Annotated in this window: 7 protein-coding genes; 4 read left to right on the forward strand and 3 right to left on the reverse strand. The window is 64.3% G+C overall.

The features are described from left to right. Positions 1–34: 34 nt before the first annotated feature. From ligA to typA, 3 genes are all read left to right on the forward strand, one after another. Positions 35–2,170, forward strand: coding sequence for an NAD-dependent DNA ligase LigA (ligA, locus tag PX554_RS21465; RefSeq protein WP_275504515.1), 2,136 nt, complete (start codon positions 35–37; stop codon positions 2,168–2,170). A gap of 185 nt (positions 2,171–2,355) precedes the next feature. After that, positions 2,356–5,637 (forward strand): TonB-dependent receptor, encoded by a 3,282-nt coding sequence (locus tag PX554_RS21470; protein ID WP_275504516.1) that lies wholly within the window; start codon positions 2,356–2,358, stop codon positions 5,635–5,637. A 146-nt stretch (positions 5,638–5,783) separates the two neighbouring features. Further along, positions 5,784–7,619, forward strand: a complete 1,836-nt coding sequence (gene typA, locus PX554_RS21475) for a translational GTPase TypA (protein ID WP_275504517.1) — start codon at positions 5,784–5,786, stop codon at positions 7,617–7,619. A gap of 169 nt (positions 7,620–7,788) precedes the next feature. Here the strand turns inward: typA and PX554_RS21480 are convergent, their stop codons facing one another. From PX554_RS21480 to PX554_RS21490, 3 genes are all read right to left on the reverse strand, one after another. After that, the gene (locus tag PX554_RS21480) at positions 7,789–8,748 is read right to left on the reverse strand and encodes an RES family NAD+ phosphorylase (RefSeq protein WP_275504518.1); all 960 of its coding nucleotides are present in this window, start codon (positions 8,746–8,748) and stop codon (positions 7,789–7,791) included. Between the two features lie 189 nt (positions 8,749–8,937). Continuing rightward, positions 8,938–9,873, reverse strand: coding sequence for a sce7725 family protein (locus PX554_RS21485; protein WP_275504519.1), 936 nt, complete (start codon positions 9,871–9,873; stop codon positions 8,938–8,940). 6 nt (positions 9,874–9,879) lie between these two features. Next, positions 9,880–10,755, reverse strand: coding sequence for a sce7726 family protein (locus PX554_RS21490; protein WP_275504520.1), 876 nt, complete (start codon positions 10,753–10,755; stop codon positions 9,880–9,882). A 255-nt stretch (positions 10,756–11,010) separates the two neighbouring features. Between PX554_RS21490 and PX554_RS21495 the strand changes: the two genes are divergently transcribed. Further along, a partial coding sequence (locus PX554_RS21495) for a hypothetical protein (RefSeq protein ID WP_275504521.1) occupies positions 11,011–12,094 on the forward strand: 1,084 nt, incomplete at its 3' end.

The following is a 12,094-nucleotide window of genomic DNA, read 5'->3' on the forward strand; positions in this document are numbered from 1 at the left end:
GATCCCCCGCCCCGCTCTCGTCTAGCCCGTCGCGATGCCGACACCGCTCCCCGAGACCGAAGCCGACGCCGCCGCGGAGCTCGCGACGCTCGCCGCCGAGATCGCATACCACAACCGCCGCTACCACACCGAGGACGCGCCCGAGATATCGGACGCAGACTATGACGCGCTGGTGCGCCGCAACGCCGCGATCGAGGCGGCCTTCCCGCACCTCGTCCGCGCCGATTCGCCCTCCGTTCAGATCGGCGCCGCGCCGGCGGGGCATCTCGCCAAGGTCGCGCATGCGCGGCCGATGTTCAGCCTCGACAATGCCTTCAGCGACGACGAGGTGGCCGATTTCCTCGGGCGCGTGCGGCGCTATCTCAAGCTCGCCGACGATGAACCCGTCGCGCTCACCGCCGAACCCAAGATCGATGGCCTGTCCTGCTCGATCCGCTACGAACAGCGCCGCCTCGTCCGCGCGCTGACGCGCGGCGACGGGCAGATCGGCGAGGATGTCACCGCCAACGTCCGCACCATCGCCGATATCCCCGAGCGCCTGCCCGACGCCGCGCCCGACGTGTTCGAGGTGCGCGGCGAAGTCTATATGGCCAAGGACGATTTCGCCGCCTTGAACGCGCGGCTGCTCGCCGAGGCGGACGCGAGCGGCAAGGAGGCACGGCAGTTCGCCAACCCGCGCAACGCCGCCGCCGGATCGCTGCGCCAGAAGGACGCCGCGGTCACGCGCGAGCGCCCGCTCAAATTCTTCGCCTGGGGCTGGGGCGAGACCTCCGACCTGCCCGGCGACACGCAGAGCGCGGTGATCGCGGTGATCCGCGCCTGGGGTTTCCCGGTCGCCGCCGCGTTCCGGCCGGGCGGGACGCTGGAGGAGGCGCTCGCCACCTACAAGGCGATCGAGGCCGAGCGCGCCGATCTGTCGTTCGACATCGACGGCGTGGTCTATAAGGTCGATCGGCTCGACTGGCAGCAGCGGCTCGGCTTCGTCGGGCGCGCACCGCGCTGGGGGCTGGCGCACAAATTCCCCGCGCAGCAGGCGCAGACCACGCTCGAGCGGATCGACATCCAGGTCGGGCGCACCGGCAAGCTCACGCCGGTCGCGCGGCTCACGCCGGTCACGGTCGGCGGCGTCGTCGTCACCAACGCGACGCTGCACAATGCCGACGAGATCGCGCGGCTCAACGTGTGGCCGGGCGACCGCGTGGTGTTGCAGCGCGCCGGCGACGTCATCCCGCAGATCGTCGAGAACCTCTCGCGCGACGAGTCACGCGGGGCGTGGCCGTTCCCGACGCATTGCCCGATCTGCGGCTCCGAAGCGGTGCGCGAGGACGAAGAGATCGACATCCGCTGCACGGGCGGGCTGATCTGCCCGGCGCAGCGGCTCGAACGGCTCAAGCATTTCGTCTCGCGCGGCGCGCTCGACATCGAGGGGCTCGGCGAGAAGACGATCGAGGAATTCATCGCGCTCGGCTGGATCACCGAACCCGCCGACATCTTCCGGCTCGCCGAGCACCGCGACGACCTGCTCGGGCGCGAGGGGTGGAAGGACAAATCGGTCGAGAATTTGCTCGACGCGATCGAAGCCAAGCGCACGCCCGATCCGGTGCGGCTGCTGTTCGGGCTGGGCATCCGCCACATCGGCGTCGTCACCGCGCGCGACCTGCTGCGGCGTTACACCACGCTGCCCGCGATCCAGGCGCTGGCCGACGCGGTGATCGCGGTGCGCGACGGCATGACCCCGGCGCTGGGCGAGGATGCGCGGAAGTTCCGCAACCGCGTCGACAAGGCGGTCGCCGAGCATATCGGTGTCGAGAATGTCGGCGCCGCCGTCGGCAACGCGCTCGCCGATTTCTTCCACGAACCGCACAACCGCGCGGTGTGGAGCGACCTGCTGAGCGAGGTGACGCCGCCCGCGTTCGCACAGGACACGCGCGAGTCCCCGGTCACGGGCAAGACGATCGTCTTTACCGGCACGCTCGAGACGATGAGCCGTGACGAGGCCAAGGCGCAGGCCGAGTCGCTCGGCGCGCGCGTGTCGGGCTCGGTCTCCGCCAAAACGGACCTTGTTGTTGCCGGGCCGGGCGCGGGGTCCAAGCTCAAGAAGGCGGCGGACCTGGGTGTCGAGGTGATCGACGAGGCTGGCTGGGCGGCGCTGGTGGCGGGCACCGCCTGACGGCGAGGGTCCGTTCCGGACCCGATGATGCTTTTATGCAACGCGCCGGAACTAGCTGCGCGCGGGGGCTGGCGCGTGACCCATTTGTCATTTTACTTAAATATTCCGGCCGCAGGGGGCCGGGGGACCGCGTGGACACAACGCGCGCTCGCGACACCGCGACTGCTATAATTGGGGGTACGAACATGCGTAATCAACTGCTTTTGGGCGCGGCGATCGCCGCGCTGGTGATGCCGGCTGCGGCCAGCGCCCAGGAAACGACCGCGATCGTGCGCGGCAACGTCGTCGCCCAAGGCGCCCCGGTCGCCGGCGCCGCTGTCGTCATCGAAAACACCGCGACCGGCGCGCGCTCGACCGCGACCACCGACCGTTCGGGTGCGTTCAACTTCGCCGGCCTGCAAGGCGGCGGCCCTTACACGGTGACCGTCACCAGCGCGCAGGGCAATTCGACGATCACCGACATCTACACCGTCGTCGGCCAGCCGTACGACCTTCCGGTTGATCTCGCCGAGCAGACCGGCGGCACGGATATCGTCGTCACCGCCGATCGGGTGCAGGGCGCAGGCGTACGCTCGGATGGTCCGCAGACGATCCTGACGGCGACCGACATCGCGCGTGTCGCCTCGGTCAACCGCGACATCCGCGATCTGGCCCGCCGCGATCCTTTCGCGCGCTTCGAGGACACCTCGGGTTCGGGCGGCGGCAAGTCGATCTCGTTCGCCGGCGTCAACCCGCGCTACAACAAGTTCTCGATCGACGGCGTGACCGTCAGCGACAATTTCGGCCTCAACTCGGACGCGAACCCGACCCGCCGTGGTCCGGTGCCGCTCGACGCGATCGGCCAGTTCTCGACCTCGGTCGCGCCGTATGACGTCCGCCAGGGCGGTTTCCAGGGCGGTGCGATGGACGCGATCCTGAAGAGCGGCACCAACAAGTTCCACGGCACCGGCTTCTTCAGCTACAACAGCGATGGGCTGACCGGCGATGCGCGCCGACTCGGCGGTGCGAAGCTCAACTTCGACAGCAAGACCTATGGCGCGACGCTGTCCGGCCCGATCATCAAGGACAAATTGTTCTTCATGGTCTCGGGTGAGCGCAATACCGAAGGCAACCCGCTATCGCCCGCGCCGGGCCAGGTGCCGAATCTGACGCAGTCGCTGATCGACAGTGTCACCAGCGCCGCCAAGAGCGCGTTTCCCGACTACAACGTCGGCGGCGTGCTGACCAACTCGTCCGACAAGGACGAGAAGATCGTCGGCAAGATCACCTGGAACATCTCCGATCGTCAAAAACTGTCGCTGAGCTATATCAACGCTTACGACGAGACGAACTTCCTCCAGAACTCGAGCACCTCCAACTCCGGTCCTCAGCTTGGCCTGTCGTCGGACGCCTATAAGGCGACCGAACTGCTTCGCGCGGGCATCGTCCAGTTGAACTCAGACTGGACCGATCACCTCTCCACCGAGGCACGCTTCCTCTACAAGAGCTATGACCGCGGTCAGATTTCGCTCGGCGGCAACAGCTTCGGCCAGAACCGGGTCTGCACCTCGCCCAACAGCATCACGACGGGCGCGGCGGGCAATTCGTTCATCGCGTGCGGCACCGGCAATCCGGTGGTGACCTTCGGTCCGGACATCTCGCGGCAATCGAACGTGTTCAACACCGATACGTATTCGGGTTCGTTCCTGATCCGCTACAATGCTGGCAATCACGACATCAAGCTGTTCGCACAGTATGACCAGGTCAAGATCTTCAACCTGTTCCTGCAGAACACGCGCGGCAACTGGTATTATGACTCGGTCGCCGATCTCCAGGCCCGCAATGCCAGCTCGGTTACCTACCAGAACGCAGCGACCGGCAACCCGAACGATGCGGCGGCGAGCTTCAACTATCAGCAGTATCAGTTCGGCCTGCAGGACGCCTGGCGTATCAACGACAAGTTGACCGTCACGGCCGGCGTGCGCTTCGACCTGTACGGTTCGCACTCGCCCGTGCCGCTGAACCCGGGCTTCACGGAGCGTTACGGCTTCCCCAACACGCTCAACTATTCGGGCCTCAGCGTGCTCCAGCCGCGCATCAGCTTCAACTACAAGCCGGTTTCGGACATCGCGCTGCGCGGCGGCTTCGGCATCTTCAGCGGCGGCTCGCCCGACGTCTATCTGTCGAACAGCTACTCGAATGCGGGCGCGGGCGCGGGCGGCGTCGGCATCAACAGCCTGACGATCAATCGCACCGGCGCGAACACCTACACGCTGAACGGCGCGCCGATCGATCCGGCGATCGCCAGCGCGATCCTCCGCAATCCGGGCGGAGCCAACATCCCGGCCCAGCTCCAGGCGCTGATCCCCAACACCGGCGCGAATTCGCTCGCCAACATCAACGCGCTCGGCAAGAACTTCCGCATCCCATCGGTGTACAAGGGCACGTTGTCGGCGGACTGGACGCCGAGCAACCTGCTCGGCGGCGGCTGGGACTTCGGCGCCGACTTCTACTGGAGCAAGGTCAAGGATCAGGTGTACTTCACCGACCTCCGCTCGATCCCGATCGGCACGCTGCCGGACGGCCGCACCCGCTACGGCCCGCTCGTCGGCACCAACACCAACACCGACATCGTGCTGAACCGCACCGGCAAGGGCCGCACCTATATCGGCGTGGTCCGCGCATCGAAGACGTTCGACTTCGGCCTCGACCTCGACGTGTCGTACACGTTGCAGGACGTGACCGACCAGACCCCGGCGACCTCCTCGACGGCCAACTCGAACTACGTCAACGGCGCGTTCCTGGACGGCAGCGGTGCCGCCTATGGCATCAGCAACGATCAGCAGCGTTGGTCGTTCAAATATGGTGTCGGCTTCCACCATGCCTTCTTCGGTGACAACCAGACAACGTTCCAGTTGTTCGGTTCGACCAACGCCGGCCGTCCGTACAGCATCACGATGACCGACGTCGGCACCGAAACGCGTAGCACGGTCTTCGGTGTGACCGGCCGCGACGATCGCTTCCTGCTGTACGTGCCGAAGGACAATGATCCGATCGTCACCTACGACAGCGATGCGACCAAGGCGCAGCTCGACAGCATCATCAACGGCAACGGCCTCGCCAAGTATCGCGGCAAGATCGCGCCGCGCAACAGCGTCCGCTCGCGCGCCTACACGCAGATGGATCTGCACGTGTCGCAGGACCTGCCGCTGTTCGTTGGCAAGTCGAAGCTGACACTGTTCGGCGATATCCAGAACTTCCCCAACCTGCTCAACCGTAGCTGGGGCCAGTTCCGCCAGGCAGCGTTCCCGTTCATCGAGGACGTCGTCTCGGTGCAGTGCCTCGGCCCGAACGGCGCGCCGAACACCGCGCCGAACCAGCCTTGCACGAAGTACAAGTACAGCGCGGCAGTGAACCCGAACACGAGCGTGGCGGAAATCAAGCCGTCGCTCTACTTCATCCGCATCGGCGCGCGCATCAGCTTCTAAGCCTGCGAAACCGCCATCCATCGCCGCCGCTCCCGAAAGGGGGCGGCGGCTTTGTTTTGGGGTTTTTGACGCCCCCTTTCCGTCACGCGCCATTTAGGCTATCGGCGCCGGAAATCTTTTCACTCAAAAGCATCGGGCAGTATTTCATGAGCCTCCGCAATGTGGCCATCATCGCGCACGTCGATCACGGCAAGACCACGCTGGTCGACCAGCTTTTCCGTCAGTCGGGCACGTTCCGCGACAACCAGCGCGTCGAGGAGCGCGCGATGGATTCGAACGATCTCGAGAAGGAGCGCGGGATCACGATTCTCGCCAAGCCGACCTCGATCGAGTGGATCGACGGCGCCGGCAACGCGACGCGCATCAACATCGTCGACACGCCCGGCCACGCCGATTTCGGCGGTGAGGTCGAACGCATCCTGAGCATGGTCGATGGCGTGGTGCTGCTGGTCGACTCGGCCGAGGGCGCGATGCCGCAGACCAAGTTCGTGACCGGCAAGGCGCTCGCGCTCGGCCTCCGCCCGATCGTTGTCGTCAACAAGGTCGATCGCAGCGACGCGCGCATCCAGGAAGTGCTCGACGAGGTGTTCGACCTGTTCGTGAGCCTCGAGGCGACCGACGAGCAGCTCGACTTCCCGGTGCTCTACGCCTCGGGCCGCAACGGCTATGCCTCGACCGACCCGGATGTGCGCGAGGGCACGCTGACGCCGATGTTCGAGACGATCGTCAGCCACGTGCCCCCCCCCAAGGTCGATGTCGATGCGCCGTTCACCTTCCTGGTGACGCTGCTCGACCGCGACAATTTCCTCGGCCGCATCCTCACCGGCCGGGTCAATTCGGGCACGGTCAAGCTCAACCAGCCGATCCACGCGCTCAACAACGACGGCAAGGTCGTCGAGGTCGGCCGCGCCTCCAAGCTGATGAGCTTCCGCGGGCTCGAGCGCGTGCCGGTCGACGAGGCCAAGGCCGGCGACATCATCTCGATCGCCGGCATGACCACCGCGACGGTTGCCGACACGATCGCCGACACCTCCGTCACCGAGGCGCTCCACGCGCAGCCGATCGACCCGCCGACGCTGTCGATGCGCTTCGCGGTCAACGATTCGCCGATGGCGGGGCGCGAGGGCACCAAGGTGACCAGCCGCATGATCCGCGACCGGCTCCAGCGCGAGGCCGAGACCAACGTGGCGATCAAGGTGACCGAGAGCGCCGACCGCGACAGCTTCGAGGTCGCCGGGCGCGGCGAGCTCCAGCTCGGCGTGCTGATCGAGACGATGCGCCGCGAGGGCTTCGAGCTCGGCATCAGCCGCCCGCGCGTGCTGTTCGGCGAGGACGAGAACGGCAAGAAGACCGAGCCGTATGAAGTCGTCATCATCGACGTGGACGAGGAATATTCGGGCACGGTCGTCGAGAAGATGAACCTGCGCAAGGCCGAGATGACCGACATGCGGCCCTCGGGCGGCGGCAAGACCCGCATCACCTTCTCGGCGCCGTCGCGCGGGATGATCGGCTATCACGGCGAGTTCCTGTCGGACACGCGCGGCACCGGCATCATGAACCGGCTGTTCGAGAAGTACGGCCCGCACAAGGGCACGATCGAGGGCCGCAAGAACGGCGTGCTGATCTCGAACGGCGCGGGCGAGGCGCAGGGCTATGCGCTCGGGCCGCTCGAGGACCGCGGCATCCTGTTCGTCGGCCACGGCGAGGCGCTGTACGAGGGCATGATCATCGGCGAGAACGCCAAGACCGACGATCTCGAAGTCAACCCGATGAAGGCCAAGCAGCTCACCAACTTCCGCGCGAGCGGCGGCAAGGACGATGCGATCCGCCTGACCCCGCCCAAGAAGATGACGCTGGAACAGGCGATCGCCTATATCGACGACGACGAGATGGTCGAGGTGACGCCGAAGAACATCCGCCTGCGCAAGCGCTTCCTCGATCCGAACGAGCGCAAGCGGCAGAGCCGCGCGAAGGCGGCGTAAGCGGGCCGCGCCAAGCCGGAGCGCAAGCTCCGGCGCGGCACCCCGCGGCCCGCCCGGCCGGCGCCGCCACAGCGGCGTCCGACGGCGCGGCTTTGCCGCGTCGGGTGTTTGGTGTGGCGCGCGACGTGGTGGAGGCTGCGGCGCGCGTGGCGATTGGAGGGCTGATCGCCTACTCTGGCCGGGGGCGCCGACCGAAAATACCCGCCAGAAATTTCGACATGGGACGGCTGGGCTTTGCACGAACTGACTGGCCCTTGGGTCCAGCGTGTAACGAACCGGCCGGATCGCCCCCCGTTACTGCGACGGGCGCTACCTCCACTTTAACTTTGGCCACATGCCAACCTGAAACGCTAATTGGATCGGCCGTCTGCGGATCAAATAGCGCGAGGTTCATGCCCTCGCTCACGGAACTCCGGTAAATCACACCGTCCCAGCCAGCCTTCTTGATAAACTCACAAAGATATTGGCTTGGGACATATTCGATTGCAGCACCTTGTGGCAGAACGGGCCTAGTCAACTCCTCGCCAAGCCGTTCCAAAAACGCGATGTCGCTCCGCAGGCTGCCAATCTTATCTTCGTCGCCAAGCGCAAACGGCGAAACCCGCCGCCTCGGCTCTCGCAAGTCCACAAGCCGCAACGCCGTTGAATCTATCACGAACTTTGCGACGGTTGCCATTTCCCCCGTGTGGGGTCGAACTTCGGCAACAGCAGTTTCCGGTGCAGAGCCGACGTACAGATACGGAATACCCGGAGGATTGGCGCGGCCGTGCGACGCCACTCGATTTGGAGGTGCACCCATTTGGTCGATAAGAAATGGCTCGTCGCCCGCCTGTATGCGCGCGCGAAACCACTCGGTTGGCACTGCGTCTGCCCTTAGTAGGTCGAGCAATTCACCTAAGCGGCCTTCGTCGAGTTCCGTGTCCGGAAAGAAACGATTTCTATGCATCAATTCCGTTCGCAATGTCTCCCATCGAAGCAAGCGATCGCTTTTAAAGCGCGGCGATGGAACGTACGAATGTCGTACGAAATCGCCATCATCAAGGATCGTGGTTAAAAGATCCTTTGCTCGGAAATCATCCATGCTTGGGTGTTCGAACAAAGCCCAATCACGGCGCAGCAGGCTTACCATATCAATGCCCGCCGGATCGGCTTGATATATATTTATGACCGATAAAAATACATCGTATAGGGCGCTCGGTGCGACAACGCGCACGCCACTGGTACCACAGTAGTCGCAATCGCCTCGGTTTTGGCTCTCAGACTCAATTATGCGCTTTAGCCCGTAATCACCAAAACATTTGTGACAGCAGAGCATACATCAAGCCCGCAGATACTGCGCGAGGGTCTCAATGTGGTGCTGCATGGAAAGTTTCTTAGCGTAGCCAAGGCCGGGAAAGTGGTTCCGCATATGCAAGTCCCGAAACTCCATAACTGCCCCAGTTTCGTAAATGGGACATCCTGGCTGCCGTAGAGCCTCCATGAGGAGGCCGAGCGCCTCAAGGAATTTACCTGCGGGATCCGTCGGCGTATCCCGCCGATGTGATAGAAAATGGTGGATCAACATCGTGTCGTCCTCCAGCGAATTGATGAACGTCAGGTGGATCACGACCGCATACGCAGGTCCGCCACTCTCGGAAAATTCATCACCGACCGTCAGAAAATCCCCAAATCCCGTCATACCCTCATCAGGATACGTCACATGGAGGTCGGAAAACGCTTCTATAGCCGGGTACGCGCTGTTTTTCCTTTTTTCGAAGCCATCACGTACCAGTACACGAAAGGGGCCAGTGAAGTGTCGCCGATAGAGCCTTGGGGCTTTGCCATCGACAAAAACATGCCGGATCAACGCCATATCTAGCGACAAGCGGGCAGTTAGCGCGGCCGCCTGTGTGAAGCCTCCGTGAATAAATACCACGTCCTCATGCGCGTGTCGGTTAAAGCACCGGACGGCCTGATCAACCGTTGTGTCCTCCTTCAGAAGGATTGCTGGCATTATGCCAGCACCGGAAAAGCGCTCTCGCAGCATGGTGGAGATACCGAGACGCTCAGGTCCGTGCTCACCATGATGAGGATTGACAATCACAATCGCGCGGCCGCCGGCGTCCCGTACCGCGGACAGCGCGCGATCTAAACCGCCTACGGCCTCTTTGACTGGTTCAATGATCGGTATGAAATTCGATCGCGCCAGCAGCGGCGCATTTTCTCTGATCGTAAGAAGCTCGTACTGTTTCCCGCGAAAGAAAGGATGATACATACGCCCCTATGCCCATTCGAGTGCCCGGCCAACCGGAGTGTTGACTGCCTCAACAAGCGTAGCGTGATCTCTCTGCCGGATAGAGATGGTCAGCGCTGCGGCATGAAGCGACGGAGGTAGATCATTCACGAGAGATGCCAGCGGCGCAAGGTTACGAGAACTTTTCAAAACCCTAACCGCTTCGAAATGCAATGTCGCAGCATCAAATTGCCTGAACAGCGCCTTTTGCGCAGCGTACAGTTGCGTATTCGGAACCTGAGGCAAGTCGGCTCCTAGCCGGGTCAGAACCTGCTCGGCTTCTCCGGCACGTAAACTGTCGAACAAGGTCTCGGGGCAAATCTGACTTGGGTCTTCTATCGCAGGCCGCACGGTTCTTATTTGAAACCGCCGCGTGAGGCATAATATGCCTACCTCCTCCGGGGCGCACCGCTTCACGCCCTCAACATGATCCTCAGCGGCGATAACGTAAGCCTTGGTGAAAACCTTCCTGTAAGCTGCCAACTGTCTCTCTAGGCGTGAAAGAGAATCACGCTCGGACTTGATTTCGTATACGGTCGCCGTGCCATTTAAGATCACCATATCCGCTTTGCAGTTTCCCGCACGAAATTCCGTCAACATCGAAGCAGTCTTCAGCGAGTGCGTGCCGAGCAAAACCTTATGAGTAAGTGCAGCCTTGAACACGTACTCATCGCGCATTCCCACGGTGCGGAGCGTCGCAAACGCCTTTTCAAAAACTTCGCCAACCGTTGATGATAGAGCCGGAGTGAGACCAGACTGATCGAGTAAACGCGCAAAGAGCGCCGACCAGCCTTTTACGGCAAGCTCCTTGAAAACCGCAGACGAGAAAAGGCGTGACGTCGCGGAAATCTGAGACACGTTCATGCTCAACGGCTCAATACCCCTCGAACCCGGTTCGGCCGCCGCATTGGCAGCCGCGCATCGTGGAACAATCTGAATCGTTCGGCAACGCGCTGGTTGCGCGCCTTATGAAGGACTGACCCGAATGTCACTCACAAAGGCGGAGTCCGTTGTGATCAACAGGCAGCGAGAGGCCGCCATCCCCACAAACCCCTGTCCTACACGCCCCCACCTGACATACCTACCACTCCCGCATCACCACCCCCGGGAGCCACGCCCATGCAAAACCGCGTTCCCACGCCGCGCGAAGACCGCCCACCCCTGCCCGATTTCACCCCCGTGCCGCGCCAGAAGCAGCGGCATGACGGCTGGACGCCGGCGCGGCAGAAGGCGTTCATCGAGGCGCTCGCCGATACCGGATCGGTCAGCCGGGCGGCGCGGATGGTCAATATGGCGCAGGCGAATTGCTATACGCTCAGGCGTGCGCCGGGCGCGGAGGAGTTCCGGCGGGCGTGGGAGGCGGCGCTCGATTTCGGGGTCCAGCGGCTCAAGGACGTCGCGTTCGAGCGCGCGATCGAGGGCTATCTGGTGCCGGTGTTCGTGGGCGGCAAGCTCGCCGGCTATCGGCGCAAGACCAATGACGCGCTGCTGATGTTCTGCCTGCGCCATTACGGGCAGGATGCGCAGGGGCGGCGCACCACGGTCAACTATTTCAGCACGCGCGCCGAGGCGGGTGCGGGCGCGGTCAGCGAGGCGGGCGGCGCGGCGGCGGTCGCGCAGGCGTCCACGACGACGGTGCGGACGGTGATCTCGGGCGATGCGCGCGGCGGCGGGGCCGAGCGCGCCGAGGATGCGGCGGGCGCGCTGGAGGATTTCGCCGGGGTGGCGCTCGACAAAGAAGCGCAGGCGGCGATCGCGGCGGCGCTCGCCGATTGCGCGGCGCGCCAGCGCGCGGCGGATGTGGCGATCGAACAGGGCGGGATGCAGGCGGCGGCGGCGCAGCTCGACGATCCGGCCGCGCCGTTCGTCCGCTGCGGCGAGGCGGACGAGCCGACCTGGCTGACGCAGGAGCCGGTGATGCCGATCGAGGACGTCACGTTGTTCCCCGGCGACGATGCGCCGTGGGCGATCGCGGCGCTCTCATCGGCGCCCGAGGACGCGCCGGCGCCCGACGAGCCGGTGGCGCGCCCGGCGGCGGACAGTGGCGCGCTCCCGCCGGTCGATACGCTGCTGCGCGCGCTGGCACGCGAGGCGCGCGACACCGCCGCGCACGACCGCGCCGCCGGCCCCGGCCGGGCGGCGGCGCGGCGCGGCGGCAAGCGGGAAGTCGGAGGCCAAGCGGTCTTAGGAAGACAAATTCAAC

The sequence above is a fragment of the Sphingomonas pollutisoli genome (assembly GCF_029167165.1).
Classification (GTDB): Bacteria; Pseudomonadota; Alphaproteobacteria; order Sphingomonadales; family Sphingomonadaceae; genus Sphingomonas; species Sphingomonas pollutisoli.

Bases quoted from the DNA above. Each gene is read 5' to 3' on its own strand.
- ligA (WP_275504515.1), top strand. From the start codon at position 35: ATGCCGACACCGCTCCCCGAGACCGAAGCCGACGCCGCCGCGGAGCTC.
- PX554_RS21470 (WP_275504516.1), top strand. From the start codon at position 2,356: ATGCGTAATCAACTGCTTTTGGGCGCGGCGATCGCCGCGCTGGTGATG.
- typA (WP_275504517.1), top strand. From the start codon at position 5,784: ATGAGCCTCCGCAATGTGGCCATCATCGCGCACGTCGATCACGGCAAG.
- PX554_RS21480 (WP_275504518.1), bottom strand. From the start codon at position 8,748: ATGGTAAGCCTGCTGCGCCGTGATTGGGCTTTGTTCGAACACCCAAGC.
- PX554_RS21485 (WP_275504519.1), bottom strand. From the start codon at position 9,873: ATGTATCATCCTTTCTTTCGCGGGAAACAGTACGAGCTTCTTACGATC.
- PX554_RS21490 (WP_275504520.1), bottom strand. From the start codon at position 10,755: ATGAACGTGTCTCAGATTTCCGCGACGTCACGCCTTTTCTCGTCTGCG.